General features: G+C 57.2%; 15 protein-coding genes. 8 read left to right on the forward strand and 7 right to left on the reverse strand.

The annotated features are described in order from the left end of the window. Complete coding sequence (locus EKD05_RS02455) at nucleotides 1–1,968, reverse strand: PAS domain-containing sensor histidine kinase (RefSeq protein ID WP_129670716.1); 1,968 nt, start codon at nucleotides 1,966–1,968, stop codon at nucleotides 1–3. Nucleotides 1,969–2,184: 216 nt separating this feature from the next. On the opposite strand from EKD05_RS02455, the gene EKD05_RS02460 reads away from it, so the two are divergent. The 4 genes from EKD05_RS02460 to EKD05_RS02475 all read left to right on the forward strand — a co-directional run bounded on the left by EKD05_RS02460 (nucleotide 2,185) and on the right by EKD05_RS02475 (nucleotide 8,221). Then, the gene (locus EKD05_RS02460; protein WP_165360546.1) at nucleotides 2,185–2,577 is read left to right on the forward strand and encodes a CBS domain-containing protein; all 393 of its coding nucleotides are present in this window, start codon (nucleotides 2,185–2,187) and stop codon (nucleotides 2,575–2,577) included. Nucleotides 2,578–2,781: 204 nt separating this feature from the next. Next, nucleotides 2,782–3,834: a Holliday junction branch migration DNA helicase RuvB gene (ruvB, locus tag EKD05_RS02465; RefSeq protein WP_129670718.1), complete on the forward strand. Its 1,053-nt coding sequence runs from the start codon at nucleotides 2,782–2,784 to the stop codon at nucleotides 3,832–3,834. A 75-nt stretch (nucleotides 3,835–3,909) separates the two neighbouring features. Continuing rightward, nucleotides 3,910–4,737, forward strand: coding sequence for an ABC transporter substrate-binding protein (locus EKD05_RS02470; RefSeq protein WP_129670719.1), 828 nt, complete (start codon nucleotides 3,910–3,912; stop codon nucleotides 4,735–4,737). Between the two features lie 76 nt (nucleotides 4,738–4,813). Then, nucleotides 4,814–8,221, forward strand: coding sequence for a hypothetical protein (locus tag EKD05_RS02475; RefSeq protein ID WP_129670720.1), 3,408 nt, complete (start codon nucleotides 4,814–4,816; stop codon nucleotides 8,219–8,221). 4 nt (nucleotides 8,222–8,225) lie between these two features. Here EKD05_RS02475 and rraA read toward each other — a convergent pair whose 3' ends face one another. The 3 genes from rraA to EKD05_RS02490 all read right to left on the reverse strand — a co-directional run bounded on the left by rraA (nucleotide 8,226) and on the right by EKD05_RS02490 (nucleotide 11,304). Further along, entirely contained in the window at nucleotides 8,226–8,699 is a 474-nt protein-coding gene (gene rraA / locus EKD05_RS02480; RefSeq protein ID WP_129670721.1) for a ribonuclease E activity regulator RraA, read from the reverse strand. After that, on the reverse strand, nucleotides 8,680–9,597 hold the full coding sequence (locus tag EKD05_RS02485; protein ID WP_129670755.1) for an AAC(3) family N-acetyltransferase: 918 nt from the start codon (nucleotides 9,595–9,597) through the stop codon (nucleotides 8,680–8,682). The genes rraA and EKD05_RS02485 overlap by 20 nt, the downstream gene beginning before the upstream one ends. A gap of 282 nt (nucleotides 9,598–9,879) precedes the next feature. After that, nucleotides 9,880–11,304 carry an amidase gene (locus tag EKD05_RS02490; RefSeq protein ID WP_129670722.1) on the reverse strand — a complete coding sequence of 475 codons (1,425 nt, stop codon included), beginning with the start codon at nucleotides 11,302–11,304 and terminating at the stop codon, nucleotides 9,880–9,882. A 76-nt stretch (nucleotides 11,305–11,380) separates the two neighbouring features. On the opposite strand from EKD05_RS02490, the gene EKD05_RS02495 reads away from it, so the two are divergent. Next, on the forward strand, nucleotides 11,381–12,370 hold the full coding sequence (locus EKD05_RS02495; protein ID WP_129670723.1) for an SCP2 sterol-binding domain-containing protein: 990 nt from the start codon (nucleotides 11,381–11,383) through the stop codon (nucleotides 12,368–12,370). A 14-nt stretch (nucleotides 12,371–12,384) separates the two neighbouring features. On the opposite strand, the gene EKD05_RS02500 is transcribed toward EKD05_RS02495, so the two are convergent. From EKD05_RS02500 to EKD05_RS02510, 3 genes are all read right to left on the reverse strand, one after another. After that, the gene (locus tag EKD05_RS02500) at nucleotides 12,385–12,909 is read right to left on the reverse strand and encodes a hypothetical protein (RefSeq protein ID WP_129670724.1); all 525 of its coding nucleotides are present in this window, start codon (nucleotides 12,907–12,909) and stop codon (nucleotides 12,385–12,387) included. Between the two features lie 125 nt (nucleotides 12,910–13,034). Continuing rightward, complete coding sequence (locus tag EKD05_RS02505) at nucleotides 13,035–14,000, reverse strand: glycosyltransferase family 2 protein (protein WP_129670725.1); 966 nt, start codon at nucleotides 13,998–14,000, stop codon at nucleotides 13,035–13,037. Between the two features lie 297 nt (nucleotides 14,001–14,297). Continuing rightward, nucleotides 14,298–14,864: a ComF family protein gene (locus tag EKD05_RS02510; protein ID WP_240695591.1), complete on the reverse strand. Its 567-nt coding sequence runs from the start codon at nucleotides 14,862–14,864 to the stop codon at nucleotides 14,298–14,300. A gap of 246 nt (nucleotides 14,865–15,110) precedes the next feature. Between EKD05_RS02510 and EKD05_RS02515 the strand changes: the two genes are divergently transcribed. The 3 genes from EKD05_RS02515 (at nucleotide 15,111) to EKD05_RS02525 (ending at nucleotide 20,677) form a co-directional block, all read left to right on the forward strand. Continuing rightward, the gene (locus EKD05_RS02515) at nucleotides 15,111–16,784 is read left to right on the forward strand and encodes a methylmalonyl-CoA mutase family protein (protein ID WP_129670727.1); all 1,674 of its coding nucleotides are present in this window, start codon (nucleotides 15,111–15,113) and stop codon (nucleotides 16,782–16,784) included. 159 nt (nucleotides 16,785–16,943) lie between these two features. Beyond that, nucleotides 16,944–19,424 (forward strand): ATP-dependent Clp protease ATP-binding subunit, encoded by a 2,481-nt coding sequence (locus EKD05_RS02520; RefSeq protein ID WP_129670728.1) that lies wholly within the window; start codon nucleotides 16,944–16,946, stop codon nucleotides 19,422–19,424. A 218-nt stretch (nucleotides 19,425–19,642) separates the two neighbouring features. Continuing rightward, nucleotides 19,643–20,677: a GAF domain-containing protein gene (locus EKD05_RS02525; protein ID WP_129670729.1), complete on the forward strand. Its 1,035-nt coding sequence runs from the start codon at nucleotides 19,643–19,645 to the stop codon at nucleotides 20,675–20,677. The last annotated feature ends 54 nt before the right edge of the window (nucleotides 20,678–20,731 follow it).

The raw sequence follows: 20,731 nt of genomic DNA on the forward strand, positions 1-20,731 counted from the left end.
TCAAGGTTGATACGGCAGCAGAACAGTAAAACAACTGCCCTGATTAACTACACTCTCAACTGTAACGGTGCCGCCATGCAATTCAGCCAGACGGCGCACGAGGGTGAGCCCGAGGCCGGTGCCATCGTATTGCCGCGTCAGTCCGCCATCGAGTTGGGTAAATGGTTGGAAGAGCCGTGCCATATCTTCAGACTGGATGCCTATGCCGGTATCGCGTACGGCAAAATAGAAGCTGGTCTGGTCTGCGGAGACACCCGCTTCGAGGGTGACCAGGCCACCGCTGGGCGTGAATTTCACTGCATTCGAGAGCAGGTTGACGAGAACCTGTTTGAGGCGCTTGGGATCAGCGGCCAATTGAACTTTGCCGTCCTCTTCACGTATCTCAATATGCAACGTCAGTTCCTTCTTGCGGGCCATCTCTTTGACAAACTGCATGCTCGCCTGGCACAATTCGATGACCGGGAAAGGGCTGATCTGCAAATCGAGTCGCCCGGCCTCAACCTTCGACAGATCGAGGATATCATTGATCAACGTGAGCAGATGCTTGCCACTGGCTTCAATATGGTGGATCGCCTCTTGTTGGCGGTCATTGAGCGACCCTCGTAGTCCTTCGAGCATGCTTTCACTCAGGGCCAGGATGGCGTTCAACGGCGTGCGCAATTCGTGACTCATGGTGGCGAGAAACTCATCTTTGGTACGCAGCGCGCGCGCCATTTCGGCGTTGGCAAGCAACTGAATTTTCTCGGCCTTCTTGCGATCAGTATTATCGAAAATCGTTGTCCGGCTCATCACAAAATAACCGGCCTCGTCTCGAATCGCAATGGCACTAATAAGTACGGGAAAAGTGGTTCCATTTTTACGAAGGAAATCAAGTTCGATATCTTTAATCCATCCCTGGGCTATAAAGATCGGAAACGCCTGTTGGAAGGTAGGTAAGCTGTGTGGGGCAATAATTTTGCTCACATGTTGCCCAAGCAGTTCTTCGTGGGTATAGCCGAGCCAGGCCAGTTCCGTCTGATTGATCATCAGAATGTTACCCTCGGCATCAAGGGAATGGTAGCCATTCGGGGCGCGATCATACAGATCTTGCACCTCGGCAGTGCGTTTTCGTACCAGCGCTTCGAGATTTTGATTCAGATTGCGAAGCTCTTCCTCGCTTGCGCGCAGGGCGAACTCAGCCACTTTGCGTTCGGTAATATCCTCAAAGGTCGCATAGACCTGGTAGAGGGTGTTTTGCCCAGGTTTGAAGAGTGGGATGGCATTGATCCTGATCCAGTTGGTTTTGTCAATGAGTGGATTATAGACGCCCATTACAGTATTGTAGACGGGTTGGCCGGTACGGAGGGCCATGCTCACTGGATGAGCCTCGCCCGGAAAGGTTGTCCCGTCTTCATAGATCGCCTTCCAGCGAGGATCACGCGAGGTGCGACCACGCATCTGGTCGAGGGTCAGGCCAAGGATGCGCTGCGCGGCTGGATTAGCGTCAATAATGTAGCCATCGAGATCGAGGTAGATCACCCCTTGTACCATGGTCGCAAAGAGCAAGCGATAGCGTTCTTCACTCTCACGTAACGAGAGTTCTGACTGCTTCCGTGCCGTAAGGTCAACTAGTTGTAAAACCAGGAAGCGCTCATGCTTCAAGACCAGGTACTCGCCAGAGATCAGGGCATGACACTGTCCGCCTCCTTTTTGGCGTAGCGTTGCCTCAAAACCATCAATTCTTCCGCGTGCATCGAGGTGATCCAACAAGCGCTGGCGATCGTGTGGTTCTTCCCAAAGGCCGAGTTCCATGGCAGTTCGCCCAAGCGCCTCTTCGCGGGTATACCCAATGAGTTTCATCCAGGCAGCATTCACTTCGACAATCACACTATCCTGGATGCGAGTCATGACAATGCCAATTGGGCTATGATAAAATATAGCTGCAAAGCGGGTCTCGGCATCAGCGTCAGCGTTTTGTTGCTCATTCATAGGCTCTGCTCTTCTCTTCTTTGCCTGGAAAGTTGCTTAATGATAACACTACCTTAATGCTTCTTATCACCGAAATGGCCGATACCGGTCTACGATATTCAGTAGACCTAGAGTGATCATGAAGATATGCGAACAAGAGGCGGAGACTTCGCGTTTGATTCTGTTCGGACGGTGATATCTGTAGCGTTGTGCCCGCTGCCAGAAAGGAACGAGACCATGTTGGTCCGCGATCGTATGAGTGCCCATCCCGTTACGATTGAGCCCGAGTCGAGCGCATTGTCAGCGCTTGGCATTTTGCAGTACCATCACCTTCGCCATTTGCCTGTTGTCGACGCGACCGGACGTCTGGTTGGCATCCTGGCCGAGCGTGACCTGCTGCTTGCGGCATCACGCCATCTGCACGCCGGAATGGAAGTCTCAGAAGTGATGTCACGCGATGTTGTTGTTGTTCATCCCGAGACACCGCTGGCCGAGGCTGCTTTGTTGATGGCCAATCATCACTTTGGGAGTTTGCCCGTCACAGATGCTGAGCATACCATTGTCGGTATTTTAACCGAGAGTGACATTTTCCGGGCCTTTGCTGATCTTGATGCTCGCGTTAAAGCATAACTTTGTTGGGAAACAATAAGATGGGGTAAGCGGGTAGGTGCGAGTGCCAATTCGTTTGGTGCTTCGCAGTATCTTGCTTGCCCTATCTTCTTGTGCTGCGGTGCGAGAAACGCCTTGCCCTTCCCCGCTGGTGGTAGAGATTGTGGTATGCTATGACTCTCCTGGCGATGATAATCGTCAACAGCAGATCGCAGCGAGGTTCGGATGGAGCAGCAAGATCGACTCGTTAGCCCCAGGTCTGAGGGGGACGATCAGCAGGTTGAAAAGAGTCTGCGCCCGCGTAGCCTGACCGAATTTATTGGTCAGGAGAAGGTTGTGGCGCAACTGCGGATTGCGATTGCTGCGGCGCGTGCGCGTGGCGAGCCCCTGGATCACACCCTCTTTTATGGGCCTCCTGGCCTTGGCAAGACGTCGCTCTCGAATGTGATTGCGCACGAGATGGGCGTCAAGATCAAGGTGACGAGTGGCCCGGCGATCGAACGGGCCGGTGATCTCGCCGCGTTGCTCACCAATCTCCAGAAAAATGACATCCTCTTCATTGATGAGGTACACCGCCTCAATCGGGTGGTTGAAGAGGTGCTCTATCCGGCGATGGAAGATTTTGCCCTCGATCTGATCGTCGGTAAAGGGCCGAGTGCGCGTAGTTTGCGGCTCAAGTTGCCTCGTTTCACCGTTATTGGGGCTACAACGCGCCTCGCTTTGCTGACTTCGCCGCTCCGCGATCGTTTTGTTGCGCCCCATCGCCTTGAGTTTTATGCCGATGCGGCGATGTGCGAGATCGTCGTTCGTTCGGCGCACATTCTTGAGGTTCCGATCACGGCTGAGGCTGCGCTGGAAGTGGGCCGTCGAGCACGTGGCACGCCCCGTATTGCCAATCGCCTGTTGCGTCGCCTACGCGACTATGCCCAGGTTGTCGCCGAGGGGCAGATCGATCTCGAGGTTGCGCGAGCGGCTCTTGCTCAGCTTGAAGTCGATGATCTTGGCCTTGATGAAAATGATCGCCGCTTGCTGCGGGCGATTATTGAACTCTTCAACGGTGGTCCTGTCGGGCTCTCGACGCTCGCTGCTGCCCTTGCCGAAGAAATTGATGCCATTGAGGATGTCTACGAGCCTTTTTTGCTTCAGCTTGGTTTCCTCCAGCGCACGCCCCGTGGCCGCATTGCGACGCGCCGTGCCTTTGAACACCTCGGTTTGCCGTTCTCCGAAAAGACACCTTCGTCGCCTGATGACAATGATTTGCAGCCCCGCCTCTGGTGAAAGCCCCCTGAGGGGGTGCCGGTGAGCTTTGCCTGAGGTTTCTAATCAGAGGCCAGCAGCGATGAGGATGAGACGATGCGATCGGGCTTTGTACGTCATTGGATGGTTGATCTCTTGGCTCTGGCGGTATTGTGTGGGTATGGAGCGTTGGTCTGGCTCGTGGCTGGGGGCACGCAGGGAACTGCGTCGGTTGCGCTTGACCCTGTCATGGCGGCAGCCCGTGAACGTGGGACGCTCCGCATTGCGGTAGATATCGGGGTGTTACCCTTTGCCGATCAGCAGGGCGAGCGTCTGGTTGGCTATGATATTGAACTCGTCGAGATCGTCGCTGCGCGGATGGGGCTTGCCGCCGAGTTTGTGCCGACGGGCTTTGATGGCCTCTATGATGCGCTGACGAGTGGTCGCGCCGATCTGATTGCCTCGGCGCTTGTCTATGCGCCTGAACAGGGTTTTCGGGCACGCTTTTCCACCTTCTATTTTGACGCTGGGCAGATGCTCCTTGTCCCCGAGGCGGCGCCGGTGAGCAAGCGACGCGATCTTGCCGGGCGCACGGTGGGGGTTGCGCTGGGGAGCGATGCCGATGCCCTCGCTCGGCGTCTTGTGCGTGATGGGCTGCCGATGCACCTTGTTTCGGCGTATGACGAGCCAGCCGATGCGGTCGCAGCGTTGCAGGCAGGCCATCTTGATGCCGTGATGGTTGATCATATGACAGCGCTTGCGGCCATCCACGCGTATCCTGATCTTCGCCTTGCCGAAGCATTGAGTTTTGAGCCACTGGTGTTGGCGATGCCGCGTTCGGCGTTTCAGCTTGAAGCCGACATCAACCGCATCCTCGCCGATCTTCGCCGGGAAGGTGTTTTGACGACTCTTGAGCAACGTTGGTTTGGGTCGGCTCGTCCGTAGGGACGGGTGCTTTGCCCCTACGTTGCTGCTCTGTGCTACAATAGAAAAAGGGGATCTATAGGCATAGTGTAGATGCATGGATAGCAATTCGCAATCAGGTGGTCGACATGGTGGGGGCGATCTTGTTACCGCCCTGCAACAGATTGCCCGCCAACGCACGCGCAACGAATCCCCGTTGCTTACGGTGCAAACCTTTGCGAAACGTGCAGGGGTGCGCATTTCCCACTTGCCTATTCACCAGCATCTGGAACAGGCATGGATTCGTGTTGTTGGTGAACCGTTTCATCAGCATCAGGCGCTGGCGCTCGCGTCTCTACGTCGTGGTGAACCGCTGGCTCTTATGGGCGGTGCTTCTGCCCAGCAAACGCTCTCGCTGCTGCTGGCAGAGTATGTGCGCGACTCTGCTCCTTCGACTGCGCTGGTGCTGGTTCCCGATGATCTGAGTGCAACTCATTACGCTGCCGATCTCGTCCGATTGACCGCAGCGCTACCCGAGCCATTGCGTGTGGGTATCGCTGCGGGATCTGGTGTGCGCACCGCTATGGCGGCTCAGGTGATCGTGGCGACTCCTGCCATGCTGCATCAGCGCCTCTTGCGTCACCATGATCGCGCCTGGACGGCCTTCTGGTTGCGGTTACGCACGGTGGTGTTACTCAGCGCTCATGCCTATACCGGTGTTGCTGCCGCTCACCTTGAGGCTCTGTTGCTCCGTGTGCGCCGTTTGAGCCCCGCACGTGCCAGCCTTCAGTATATGGCAACGATCGCTCCTGTTACCGGGGCAGAAGAGGCGCTTGCTACGATGAGTCGGGTCGCCTGGCGTGTTATTTCCGCCCACGATACCCTCTCCCCAGAGGTGACGCTCGCGGTCTGGCGCACGGGTGCCGAACGGATTCGCGATCTCGTGGCGCTCACCCTTGGTCTCGCGCGTACTGCAACCTCGCTTCATGTGACGTGCCCTCCGTTTGAATTGGCGCTGGTGCAGTCTGTTGTCGGTCAGGATGAACCAGCGGTGAGTATCGGCTTGCATGCTGTCCCTGCCGAGGTGCAGATCTTTCCTAGTCTGAGTGGTGTTGCGGCCTCACTCCGAGCAGCGCTGGATCGTACGCGGTTGATTGTTTTGATGCTCGGTGATGATCCTGTGGAACATATGCTCGTACGTATGGCAATGCAGGATCAGTTTCCTTTGCTTGATGGTCAGCCTCCTGTATGGATTGTTGCCCCTGGCAATAGCTATGTCGAGGCCCAGCATCTGTTGTGTGCCGCCAGCGAACAGCCGTTGCAAGCCGCTGAAGTGGCGGAAGAGTGGCAGTCAATGCCGATGGTGCAGCATTTGCAACAGCAGGGTCGGCTCCGTGTATTGCCAGGCTCTGCTCAGATGTGGCAACCTGCTGCTGGGCCGCAAGATCCCTATGCTGCCTTCACTGTGCAGAGCGTTGAGGGTGAAGTCGCTCGTCTTGTGAGCCCCCAGGGTGCGGATCTCGGTTCGGTCACGATGGCGCTGTTTGATCGCTGGGGTGCGGTCAATGCGGTCTTGCCCCCCTTTGGCCGTGGCTATCGTGTGCTCGAGCGCGATGAAGTGAAGCTTGTGCTGACGCTGAGTACGGCCTATGAGTCGCGCCGTACGATGCCGCTGCGCCGGTGTAGTGTGCATGTGCGCGAGCGCCGTGAACAGCGTGCGATCCGTGGCCTCGACGTTGCCTGGGGGCGGGTGACTTTTGATGAGGAGATCTATGCCCTGCGCGAAGTCAATGCCAGCAATGTGATCACGCAGGTGCCGCTGGACGAGCCAATCATGGGGAAGTGGACCGCCCCGGCGCTCTGGATTGATCTGGTAAACGGGATCAAGGCCGAGGGCCAGGTGATGGGTTGGTCGCTCGTGATGGCGCTGCCGCTTGCTACCCTTGCCTCGATCTACGATCTTGTGCCTGCGTATGATGAAGAAGCCCGCAGGCTCTATTTTGTTGATACCGAAGCAGGTGGCAATGGGGTCGCCTACTGGCTCTATCAGGCGCTTGAAACACTCTTGCCGCTTGCCTATGATATTGTGAATCAACGCGGCCTTGATCCGCTCTTCGAGACGGTGGCGCGTGCGGATAAGGATTGGTTGCTTGCCCTGCTTGCCGGCGGCCAGACAGTTGCGCCGCCCCAGCCACGTTCCGGCGTGCGTCCTCAGCCGGTGCCACCTCCTCAGTCTTCGCCTCCTGCTCGTTTGTCGCAGCGACCGACAGCGATCCCTCCGACCGATGCGCGGCGCACTGCCGCTTCATCCGTGCCTCCCTCGGGTGGAGCGGCGTCGGGGCGCGGGGCGTCCGGCGAACCGCCCGCGCCGGTGCGCCAGGAGTTGACTGGCCCGCCGGGTGGGGGGGCGTTCGGCGAACCGCCCGCGCCGGTGCGTGAGCCGGTGACGGGCTCGCCGGGTGGAGCGGCGTCGGGGTGCGGGGCGTCCGGCGAGCCGCCCGCGCCGGTGCGCCAGGAGCTGACTGGCCCGCCGGGTGGGGGGGCGTCCGGCGAACCGCCCGCGCCGGTGCGTGAGCCGGTGACGGGCTCGCCGGGTGGAGCGGCGTCGGGGTGCGGGGCGTCCGGCGAGCCGCCCGCGCCGGTGCGCCAGGAGTTGACTGGCCCGCCGGGTGGGGGGGCGTCCGGCGAACCGCCCGCGCCGGTGCGCCAGGAGTTGACTGGGCCGCCGGGTGGGGGGGCGTCCGGCGAACCACCCGTGCCAGTGCGTGAGGAAGTGACAGGTGCGCCGGGTGGCGTGGCGTCGGGGCGCGGGGCGTCCGAGGTGCCACCCGTGCCAGTGCGTGAGGAAGTGACAGGTGCGCCGGGTGGCGTACGTGGGTCGGGTAGCGAAACGCCGGTTCTCATCTCACCGCAAACACCTGCTGACGAACCGGATCAGGAACGTGAAGCGCCTCCGCCTCCCCGTACACGTTCATCAGGCAAAGCCCGGACGCCTTCGTCTTCATCATCATCGTCTGCACGCAAGCCGCCAAAGTCAGATGCGAATGCGGCTACGCCAGACGAAAAAGGCACAACTCCGAGTATGCCACGTAGTCGCCGTGCCGATCAAGCTTCGCGTCCACCTGCGCAGGCTGGAGCGCCTTCCAAAGCTGCTCCTCCAACGAGCCCGCCTCCGCGGTCTGCGCCACCCCAAGAACCGCCTGCGCCACCACTGCCCGAACCACCGCCCGTTATGCCTGACGCCGCCGCGATGGTGGAACGGTTACGGCGCATGCGTCAGCAGCAGGAAGCCCAGAAGCAGCACCAGACGACACCATCGCGGCCAGTTTCGTCGAGGTTCGAGCCGATTGAACCGCGTTTTCTCCCTGGCGACCAGGTGCTCTGCAATCCTTATGGGGAAGGCGAGGTTCTTGCCAGCCGGATCGAGGATAACCGTGAAATCCTTATTGTCGCCTTTCCCATCTATGGACATCTCACGATTGACGCCATTGTAAGTGCGGTACGTCTTGTTCAGGCACGCAGCTAGTGGGTCATAGCTTGTGATCGCTGACAATGACCCCATCGGCATCAGCATAGAGATACACACCTGGCTTGAGGGTAAGACCGGCGAGGTGCAGTGTTCCACCGCGGGTGCCCTGCCCTCGTTTGATGCTGCGTCGTGGATGTGGAGCGAGGGCCAGGATGCCCAGGGGCAAGTGTGCAAGGTCTTCGGTATCACGGACACAACCGTGAATCACCACACCGGCCCAGCCATTTTGTATGCCCAGGGCCGCTAACTGGTCACCGAGCAACGCACAACGTAGTGACCCGCCGCCATCAACAACGAGCACATGCCCTTCGCCGGGTTCTTCGAGGATCGTCCGTACCAGCGCATTATCTTCAAAGACCTGCAGGGTTGCGATTGGTCCGCTAAAGACGGTTACGCCACCAAAATGACGCCACATTGGTTCACCGACCTGCACCTCGGGATTGGCGTCGGAAAGATCAGTCGTCTTGAACGTCATTGACTCCTCCTTCTTGCATATCTATTTCTCTCTCCCCGCCTCTGCGCCTCTGCGCCTCTGCGTTAAAACCGTCTCTCTCGTCAATCCGCAACCGTTCCATCCAGGCTATCGCATAATCAACGAGGGGCCGCTGTGGTACCAGGATCGCCGTCCCTACGCCCACGGTACCGCGTCGTTCGAGGCCAGTCGCCTCGGCAAAATCAGCCCCGATCTGGGCAAAATCGCGGTCATTCCAATCAAGATCAGTCCATGTCACCCATTGTCGTTGCCCATCCAGCATCACCGGCGCTCCCGTCATAATCGTTTGTTTCTGCGGAAAATTGGCGCGGTACTCGGCCAGGTGGAGCGACGTATTGTTGGCGTGGCCGACACCGAGCAGCAACACAAAACCAGCGCGATCATAGAGGCGAGCGAGTGGCGAGCCTTCGCCGAGATTGACGTGATACGTATGATCGGCCACAATCCACTCGGCGTGGTACCCCCATGCAGCAAATGAGACCTGCGGATGCTGACTTCGCACGACCCCTGGTTGCCGGCGAAAGGTTTCGGCGATGATCCCCATCCGGCGTGACGGAGTGAGTGCCGGATCATAGGCGGGCATATGGTCACGGATCACAGGCCACCAGGGTTCGGGGACGGGTGGAGCGACCCAGGCCGCAGGATCGGAAAGGTCGGCGCTATGAGTTGGCATCACCAGGGTGCCAGCGCTTCCCAGAACCTCTTCGAGGGCCAGGATGACCGCAACCGGCCCCCCACAGACCCACCCCAAGCGACTCAAACTCGCATGCACCAGCACAGTCATACCTGCTTGCAGGCCGAGTCTACGGAGATCATCACACAGCGTGGCAACCGTAACAGGCATACCAACTGATTGGCGTATTGCTTCTTCCTCATTCATCATGTGTGCGCTATCCTATGTTGAGGGTTATTAGTCTGTCAACAAAGTTTTCCGATGGTTTGTCACCCTGAGCGCAGCGAAGGGTCTCAGGCATTCAGATGGCAGAGATGCTTCGCTGCGTTCAGCCTGACACGGCTGCAGGAATACCAGGAAGCTTTGCTTACAAACTAGTTAGGCCAATTCCTGTGCAAAGAAGGCCTCGAAGAGACCTCACAGGTCTTGATGATGGCGTCCCAATGCAGATGAGCAGACCTGTGAGGTCTTCTTTGCAAGGTATTGGGCTTAGACCATAGTTGGCTGCTGACGATAGTAGCCTGTTGCCTGTTCGAACGCATACCCGAGCCGTAGCACGAGGCGTTCATCGCGGGGACGCCCAACAATTTGCAGGCCTACAGGCAAGCCGGTGGAAGTAAAGCCACCGGGGATTGCCAGGGCGGGTTGCCCGGTCACGCTGATCCAGTAGCACGAGCGCATCCACTCGATATAGTTTTGCATTGGCACCCCATTGATCTCAGTCACATAGGGTTGTTCGATCGGAAATGGCGGCACCTGGCTCACCGGCAAGACCATCGCATCATAGCGGTTGAAGAAAGCCCGCATGTGGGCGAGCAGTTGACTATGCTTGCGCAGGGCTTGCCCGATCGCGGGACCCCGCAGCTGCTGACCAGCCTCGATATTCCAGATCACCGTGTCTTTCATCTGGGCACGATGCTCTTCAAGCAAATTACCCAGGCTCAACTCAAAGTGCATGGCACGGAGCGTGAGAAAGATCTCATCGGCATCGCTCAGGTCAGGATGCGCATCTTCAACCAAGCATCCGAGGCTTTCGAAGATCGGTCGCTGGGCTGCAAAGATCGTGGCGACCTCGGGCTCCACCGGCAACCCACCGAGATCCGGTGCCCATGCGATGCGCAGACCGTGAAGATCGCTTGCCAGCGGTTCGCGGAAGGATGCGCCGGGTTCATCGAGCGACAGCGGTGCCCGTGGATCTGGCCCTGCGATCGCCGAGAGCATCAGGGCGACATCGCTGACGGTGCGTGCCATCGGCCCAACCACCGACAGGGGCATATATGGAGCTAGGTCAGGCCACACGGGGACTCGTCCTGGGGTTGTACGAAACCCGACAATATTGCAAAAACTCGCCGGATTGCGCAGGCTTCCCCCCATATCTGAGCCATCGGCCAGGGGTAACATTCTGCAAGCTAAAGCGACGGCAGAACCCCCACTGCTCCCGCCACATGTTTTATCCAGATCATAAGGGTTACGCGTGGCACCAAAGACGGCATTGAACGTCTGGGAACCAGCCCCAAACTCGGGGGTATTGGTTTTGCCAACCGTGATCGCACCGGCCCGCTTGAGGCGTTCAACAATCAAGGCATCAAAAGCCGGGACATAATCGGCAAAGATGGGGGAACCGTAGGTTGTGCGTAGTCCTCGCGTTTCTGTCAGATCCTTGTGCGCCACAGGAAGGCCGTACAAGGGTGCCTCTTGTGACGAGGGCGCTGTCTCGTGAGCGAGGGCTTCATCGTACGAGCGGGCAATGCTCAACGCACGTTCAGGGATACATGTCACGAGCGCATTGACCTGGGCATTCAGCCGCTCAATGCGTTCGATGTGCGCTTGCATGACTTCAGTGCAACTCAGACGTCGTGCGCGTATATGCGTTGCGAGTTCGGTTGCCGTCATCAAGCAGAGTTCTTCTGACATAGAGTCTTCCTACAGTGTTATACTACCCAGGTTATAGTATACAATCTGTAGAGACAGACGAAACACGATAGAACCTATGCGCAAGCCAGAACAAAACATTCCTTCTCCACCTCATACCCTTGAACCAGTTGCCACACCAGAGCTATCAGAGCCAGAACTTACCCCCGAGCAAATTGAAGCAGCGGCTGCCATGGCCCGCCTAGAAGATCGGAGCGGTGCCTTTACCTCGGTGACGCTCGCCGCTGATCTGCTCGAGTTACGTGATATTTATCATGGAACCTTCGAGCGTACGCGTGACGAGGATTGGCTGCGGCGGTTGGGACGAAACGCAGAGGGTTGGACACGTCGTGAAGCCCTGGCATATGTCGAGGCGATGACGCATACGTATCATCTGGCGATCCTTGCGACCCTTGGTGGCGCCCCGTTGATTATCCCAGGCCTCAACGACATTGACGAATTGTCAACATTTGCCCGCCAACAGATCGAGGCGCGGGCTGAGGCTACCGAAGCCGAACTGATCGCTTCACTTGAGACAGCCTTCAGCGAGATCGCACGGATTGTTGGTCAACTTGGCCCTGAAGAGCTAGGACGTACGCAAGCTGTTCCATGGATGACGTCAGTTCCGACGGTAGCCGAACTCGCTGGGGCTGTGCTGGCGAACGCGGGAGTATTATATGGGTTGCATCTGGCGCTGGCCCGCTCACGCCCAACCTGGCTCTATTTTTCACCTGGCATGATGCGCCGGCAGATGACGCGTCTGATCCATCTGATAGGACTGAGTTACCGCAGCAATCAGGGGGGCGAGTTATATGCCACGATTGGGCTCAATATTGCTGGTCAGGGTGGTGGAAGCTGGTTCGTCCGTATCAGTCCAGAAGGTGGTATGGGCAAAATTGGGCTTGCACGTACGACCGATGTGACACTCGAGATCGCGAGTGCGGATCTCTTTTGCCGTCTCGTGCTGGGTCAGGCTTCGTCGTGGCAGCATTGGTTGCGCCGCACGTTGCGGATAAAAGGCAACCTGCGCCTGGCCCGCAGGTTGCCTGCTTTGCTTATCCCTGGATGAGTCATGTCTGAGTGCTAACGGCCTCCTTGCTGCTGGAGCAGGTGTTGCCGCTCTTCAGCAGTGAGTAGCGTGAAGCTTTGTTCACGGTTGACATAGACCATCTCTTCATTCTTGATCCGTACAATCAAATCATTGACACCGTCACCATTGATATCGGCCAGGCGCATGGTGACTGGTGTCAGGTCTTCGCCTGCTCCGAACAGGTATGGCCCAGGCATGGTGCGTACCTGGTTGACGTCTCCACCAGGAATCTCGATAATCATCACTTGCCGATCAAGATTCAGGGCGATCAGGTGCGTGGGTGCCCCGGTCTCCTCGGGTCGTCCAACATGTGCTGTCAGATGATAGGTGCGTGGACGCCCATACTGGACGTCGTCTATGGCAATGCGTACCCGGCTGACGATGCTGCTCAGCAAGACATAGCTTGCAAGCAGAACGAGAATGCCTGTAATTAGATAGGCAAGATTGCCCGCATACCCGCTAGGCATGCTGAGCGGCCAGCGCCGCTCAGGGCGTAATTCACGACTCTGGACAGCCATCGTAGACCCCCTCCAGGAATTGACACGGCACGATAACGGTCGTGTTTGGCTTTTGCGCTCTTCTGTGCTAAAGTATAGCAGAGGAAGGGGATTGCGTCAAGAACGGATTTTCTGATTTTATGAACTTATTGAGGACGAAAGGTGCAGGTTTTACGATCAACCGGGGTCTTCAACCCTTTGAGAAAGCCCTGCGCAAAGGCGATAGCGCGATTGAAGACCGGGGGCCGTTGGAAACGCCTGAGTGAACTCAGGGTTGGCCCGATGATGACGCGCCACAGTTCACATCCGCAGACGAGCAGCATCGCGGGGTGCCCACATTTTAGCAGCTTGGCATAGATCGCGGCCATGCCAAAGATGTAGCGCTTCATCAGAGTGCGACCATCGGTATGACTACGAAAGCCGTAATGCTCAACTGAGATATCCTTTGTGCGATAGATGGTGAAGCCACGCAGAAGTGAGCGCAGCGCTGCATCGGTCTCCCACGCACTTCGAAACATCGAGCCTGATCCGAGATGTTCATCAATGCCGCCGATCGCAAGCATCATCGAACGTCGCATGGCGACACCCGCTCCAATCCCGGTATTGCCGCCTCCTGCTGCGCACCAATCACGAATGCTTTTGATTGTGCGGTTGCGGTCAGCAAGGCTGACGGTAATCCAGCCAAGCGCACTATCGTGGGGGGCAGCGACAACATCGCAAAAGACCATGGCGGACTCGGGATGGGCCTCAAGTGCTTGCACCATGTCGTTGACCCAGGTGGGCGAGACGACACAGTCGTCATCGGTCATCACGAGGTACTCGGCTTGTGCTGCATTAATGCCAATGTTGCGCGCTAGGCCAACCCCTACCCCTGCGGTGCGAACATAACGCAGCCGTGAGTCGTGACTCAGGGGTTGCATGATGTGTTCCGATGCATCGCTGTCACTCTGATCAATGACCAGGAGTTCGAAGTTGGTGTGGGTGCTGGCTAGAACCGACTCGGTTGCACGGAGTAGATCTGATGCCCGGTTCCGTGTACAGATAACGACTGAGACCTGGGTCACTGCATCGGTTGATGACGTGGATGCGGAAGAGGAAGATAGGGTGAGCATGGCATGGTTCCAGTCTCGTGCCACACCATTGTGGTGAGTCACGTCATAAGGGAAGTGGGGCTATGTCCCGGCTTCCGTGTGCCGTTAGCTCAATTATACGGTATCGTGCAACCATGATGTTACTGTTTAGGTATGATCATGTAGGGCGATTGCATCTTCCTGCCGTGGCCTGATCCAGCCGGCGCAGGCCGGCTTTGCCATCCGTAGCCGAGCCGTTCACGGCGGCGGTGGGGGCGGATGGGAGCGATCCGCGAGCCTGGTGGCACGCACCACCGAACATGCCATCGCCCTGTATGATCATGGTTGCCTATGCCGTCGCTGGGCAAAATGTCGTCGTACTGCCGATCCACTCGATCCACGTACGAGCGAACGTGCCAGCGCAATCGCATGAATCTGCTCTGCTCCGGCGGCCAGCAAGGCTTCGGCGCATGCCGAGAGGGTGGCCCCGGTGGTGACAACATCATCAATCAGGATGACGCGGGCCGGCGGACGTCCCGGGCCATGCCAGAAGAAGGCCCCGGCAACATTGCCCTGGCGTGCTTCGCGATTCAGTCGGGCCTGATGCCCTGTGTCACGTTCGCGTTCGAGCCCCCGGCTACAGACTGGTATGCCCCAGCATAGGCCGAGGCTGTTGGCGAGTTCTTCGGCTTGGTTGAAGCCACGCTCGCTCAGGCGGTCAGGGTGCAGCGGAACCGGGATCAGGGCGTCAGCCTCGGGAGGCGTAAGCGTGGTCGCTAAGGCCGCGGCCAGTACGCCTCCCATCCGCCGTCGTCCGCGGTATTTCAGGCAGTGAATTGCCCGCCGTGCGGGTTCGTCGTAGATCCAGCCGACCTGGATGCTCACGAGATCGGTTGGTGCCGCCATCGTTGGGTATGCCTGCAATGTCGCCCGGCAGTTGCCACATAGCAAGGTGCCCCTCTGTCGGCACACCGCACAATGATCAGGAAAAAAAAGGGCGAAAAGATGTTGAGAGATCTGGTTGAGCCACTGTTGCATACTCTTTGTACCGCTAGGCTCGCAAAAAAGATGCGCGACTCAGCCACCTGCCGATGGGACGTGTTACAATAAGAAAAAGCATCTTGGCCTGGCTATAGTCTGGAGGATCGACGCATGGTTGAGGAAAAAGAAGCAGTGCATGCAGCACAGGCGCGCTGGGAACAAGCGACGCTCTGGCCGACGCTTGAGCGTACGCCCGAGCGGGATGTGCGGTTTATGACGACGAGTAGTGCGCCTATCGAGCGCCTCTATACGCCACTCGATCTGCAAGACAACGAGTATCTGCGTGATATTGGTCATCCTGGCGCGTACCCTTATACCCGTGGGGTGCATCCCACCAGTTATCGTGGCAAGGTCTGGACAATGCGCATGTTCGCCGGCTTTGGTACGGCCGAAGAGACGAATGCACGTTTCAAATATCTGCTTAGTCAGGGCCAGACCGGGTTGTCGATCGCGTTTGATATGCCGACCCTCTATGGCCGCGATACCGATCATCCGCTGGTTGAGGGTGAGTTTGGCAAGTGTGGGGTGGCGATTTCGTCACTCGCCGATATGGAACTCCTGCTGGATGGCTTGCCCCTTGATCAGGTCTCGACGTCGATGACGATCAACTCGCCTGCCGCAATGATCTGGGCCATGTATCTTGTCGTGGCCGAACAGCGTGGTATTCCCTGGTCGAGTCTCCGTGGCACGACCCAGAATGATATCCTCAAAGAGTATATCGCTCAGAATGAGTATATCTTTCCGCCTGAACCTAGTATGCGGCTGGTCGTGGATACCATTGAGTTTGGGAGCACGTATGTCCCGCAGTGGAATCCGGTCAGTGTGAGTGGCTATCACATCCGTGAGGCCGGCAGTACGTCGGTGCAAGAACTTGCTTTTACGCTGGCTGATGGACGAGCCTATGTCGAGGCTTGTCTTGAGCGGGGGCTCGATATTGATGATTTTGCGCCTCGGATTTCTTTCTTCTTCAATGCGCATAATGACTTCTTTGAAGAGATCGCCAAGTATCGCGCTGCCCGCCGGATCTGGGCGCGGTTGATGCGTGAGACCTATGGGGCCAAAAAAGAACGCTCTTGGTGGCTCCGTTTCCATACGCAGACCGCCGGTTGCTCATTGACGGCGCAGCAGCCTGAGGTCAATATTGTCCGCACGGCGATCCAGGCCCTTGCGGCTGTTCTCGGTGGTACCCAGAGTCTCCATACCAATTCGATGGACGAAGCCCTGGCGTTGCCCAGCGAGAAGGCCGTGACGATTGCTTTGCGTACCCAGCAGGTCATTGCCGCCGAGAGTGGCGTTACCAATACGGTTGATCCGCTCGGGGGAAGCTATTTTGTGGAGGCGCTGACCGACCGGATGGAACGCGAGACGAATGAGTATTTCAAGGCGATCTATGAGCAGGGTGGCGTGATTGCCGCGATTCGCAATGGCTATTTCCAGCAGGCCATTGCTGATGCGGCCTATCGCTATCAGCAAGAAATAGACGATGGTGAGCGTGAGGTGATCGCGGTCAATGCGCATACCGTCAAAGCACCGATCGAGGTTCCGATCCTCCAAATGGATCCCGAAGGCGAGCGCAAGCACCTTGAACGCCTCAATCGGGTGCGCCATGAGCGTGATCAGGCGCTGGTTGTCCAACGCCTTGCCGAGCTACGCGCTGCGGCCGAGGGCACCGACAATACCATGCCGGCCATCCTTAACTGTGTGCGTGCCTACTGCACTGTCGGTGAGATGTGCGATGTGCTCCGCGAGACCTTCGGCGTCTACCAAGAGACGCTCGTTGTTTAGGTTTTGCTCCGCTGGTTGCCCAGGCTCGTTAGGCTGGCCTGGGCAACTGCGTAGTAGAGATTCATAAGAACTCTGCCCCACACCCCCCAAGCCAAGAGCCTCTGTGCTACAATAGAAATGCCCGCTCCTAAAAAGAAGATAATAGATGGGGAAAATCCTATGCGATTAGAGCGCTTCACCGAAAAGGCGCAAGATGCATTTCAGACTGCTCAGGAAATTATGCAAGAGCAGCACCATACTCAGCTAGATGTCGAACACGTCTTCCTGGCGATGTTGCGCCAGAAGGATGGCCTCGCTCAACGTACCATGGTGCGTTTGCAGGTTGAGCCTGAGGTCATCTCACAGCGCGTTGAGCGTGAACTTGAGAAATCCCCCAAGGTGTATGGTCAATATGGTTTTGATAATCGCGTCTATGTTACCCCGCGAACCCAGCGTCTGGTCAAGCGCGCTGAAGAAGAGGCCGCTCGCCTCGGTGATAAGTATGTCGGCATTGATCATTTGCTGATTGCACTCAGTGGTGAACGTGAAGGTGCGTCGGCGCGGATTCTGAATAGTTTTAATATCGATCAGGAACGGATCTATCAGGCGCTGATGGAGATCCGAGGTTCCCAGCGTTCCGATGATCCTACCGCCGAGAGTCGCTATGAGGTGCTGGAGAAGTATAGTACCGACCTCACCCAGATGGCGCGGGAAGGTAAACTCGATCCGGTCATTGGCCGTGAGTCAGAGATTATCCGCGTGATCCGCATTCTTTCGCGGCGCACCAAGAATAATCCTGTGCTGGTCGGCGAAACTGGGGTTGGCAAGACGGCCATTGCCGAGGGCCTGGCGCAGCGCCTTGTCAGTGGCGATGTTCCGCCGACCCTCCGCGATCGCAAGCTGCTCGCGCTCGATCTCGCCGGGATGGTGGCTGGCTCAAAGTTTCGTGGTGAGTTCGAAGAGCGCCTCAAGGCGGTGATGGAAGAGGTGCGGAGTGCTCAGGGCAAAGTGCTGCTCTTTATTGATGAATTGCATACGGTTGTTGGAGCCGGCGCAGCCGCTGGCAGCATTGATGCCAGCAATATGCTCAAGCCAGCCCTGAGCCGCGGTGAGATCCAGGTTGTCGGAGCGACGACAATTGATGAGTATCGCAAGCATATCGAAAAAGAAGCTGCTCTCGAGCGCCGCTTCAGTCCCGTTTTTGTTGAAGAACCGGATCTCGAAACGACCTTGTTGATGTTACGTGGTTTGCGCAAACGCTATGAAGATCATCATCAGTTGACGATTAGCGATGATGCGCTCAATGCGGCCGTGCAGCTCTCTAGTCGCTATATCAATGATCGCTTTTTGCCCGATAAGGCGATTGATTTGATTGATGAAGCCAGTGCCAAGTTGCGCATTGATATCTTTGCGATGCCGACTCCGCTGAAGGAGAAAGAAGCTGAGTTGCACCGCTTGCAACAGGAAGAGGAGGAGTCTGGCGCACGGCGTGAATATGAAAAGGCTGCGTTGCTGCGTGCGGAATTCCTTGCCTTGCAGAATGAGTTTGATCAAGAGCGCGATGCTTGGCTCAAGTCGGCGAACCTCGATGAAGTTGTTGATGATGAGGATGTTGCGCAGATTGTTTCGAGTTGGACAGGGGTGCCCGTCAGTCGGATGCTCGAAACCGAGCGCGAAAAGCTTGTCCATATGGAGGAACGCCTCCACGAGCGCGTGATTGGTCAGCACGAAGCAATTGTTGCCCTCTCTGATGCGATTCGCCGCGCCCGCAGTGGCCTGCGTGATCATCGTCGCCCGATCGGTAGTTTTATCTTCGTTGGCCCCACTGGCGTCGGCAAGACTGAGCTTGCCAAGGCCCTCGCTGAGTTTCTGTTTGATAGCGATGATGCCCTGACGCGGGTTGATATGAGTGAGTTCCAAGAGCGCCACACGGTCAGTCGGTTGATCGGTGCCCCTCCTGGTTATGTTGGCTATGATGAGGGTGGGCAGTTGACCGAGAGCATCAGGCGGCGCCCGTATCAGGTGGTGCTCTTTGATGAGATCGAGAAGGCGCATCCCGATGTCTTTAATGCGTTGCTCCAGGTGCTTGATGATGGCCGTCTTACCGATGGGCAGGGACGTACGGTTGACTTCCGCAATACCGTCATCATTATGACGAGCAATGCCGGCACCGAGCATCTGCAGGGTGGGAGCATCGGTTTTTCGGCAGGGAGTCGGTCGGCGAAAACAGTTGATCTCAACGAAGCCCGCAAGAAGGTCTTTGATGCCATGCGCCAGACCTTCCGGCCCGAGTTTCTCAATCGCATTGATGACACGATTCTCTTCCATCCATTGACGATGGAGGATCTGACCTGTATCGTTGATCTCCAGATTGCCGAACTCGTTGAGCGTCTCCGCGAGCAGAAGATTGCTTTGAGCCTCACCAATGCTGCCAAGGAGTTTCTGGTCGTCGAGGGCTTTAATCCGGTCTATGGTGCTCGTCCGTTGCGCCGAACGATTCAGCGCCTCGTTGAGACACCGATCTCGCGTGAGTTGCTGCGTGGCATCTTCAAGGAAGGTGACGCGATTGAGGTTGATCTTGAACATGGGCAACTCGTCTTCCATCGCGGCGATGTGCTCACGATCGCGACAACACGTTCGACGGAACCGATGGGTGCGTGATGCGTGAGGGTGGGTACGTAGAAACGGCCAGCTTAGCTGGCCGTTTCTACGTACCCACCCTCACGCTTTTTTATGGATTACAAGTCTGTCATAAGACAACAAGGCCTTTTTGCGGTACAATTATTTTTATAAATCACTTGACGTATATCTTCTACGTTTTGCTATGGCAATGAAGCCCCAGTGAGGTGTATGTGCATACGGTTCCTACTACCAAGCCTATGTCAAAGCGCAAGAGTCGTACGATCCGTCTGCATCAAGCCCTCGAAGGCTATGGGCTTTTCCTCGCCGCAGCCCGTGATCTTGATCCTCTGCCCAGACTTCGCGATCTCGCATGCGATTGGATGTATGCGGAAGAAGTTGTGATTCATATCCCCGCTGGCTTGACTTCCCTCCACTGTAACGATAGCAATAAAATATGTGGTTCGATTCAGATTGGAAGACAGGTTGTTGGTGCAATTGAAGTCTATCGTTCACATCCGTTTGACGAGGATGATCGCGCCTTGCTTGCCACGCTCGGCAAGATGATTGGCGCTGCGCTTGAACACCATTCATTGCAGAGTCAAATCGCATCGCACGCGCTTGAAGCTCGGGCTTATAGTGATACGCTTGATCGTTTGCTCGATTTTGGCCGTCAGGTTGTTCATGGGGCGGCAACTCCTCTTGCGTTGACAAGCCTTATTGTGTCCCAGATCCCTGTCATGGTCAGTGGCGAACGTGCTTCCCTCTTGTTGTTACCTGATGAAACGGGTGATGAACCTGTGCTGGTGCTGAGTGACGGTACCATGACGACGACTGAACGTGCAATTCAGGTGAGTGAGCAGGGGCTCGTCGCGATGGTGCTCGATGATCGCTTGCCGATCATTATTGATGAGACTGATACTGACCGTCGCTGGCTCAGCCTGCCTATGCATCAGACCGATACGCCGACCCGTTGTGCGATGGCGGTTCCGTTGCTCTGGGGGAGTCACGTCGTCGGTGTGCTGACGGTGACAACTTCGCAGAGTCGCCTCTTTAGTCCGACCCACCTTAATCTCCTCGAACTCGTGGCTTGTCATGTCTCGCTCGCGGTTCACGCGGCGCTCCTCGATGCTCGCATCGCCGCGAACGCAGCAATGATGGGGGCCATGGCAACCTATCTCGAAACGGCTCTGCATGCTATTCAGGCTGGTGATGCGACTGCTCTGGCAACGGTTGCGGTCGTCGCCGAACGGTTGCGGGACGAGCAGCAGAGTTTGCTCGGCAAGGCTTCGTGACCCAATGCTTTGTCGCTGTGTTGTAACTTCTGTTCCCCAGGTGATACTTGCAGA

This window comes from Candidatus Chloroploca sp. Khr17 (assembly GCF_004138165.1).
Lineage (GTDB): Bacteria > Chloroflexota > Chloroflexia > Chloroflexales > Chloroflexaceae > Chloroploca.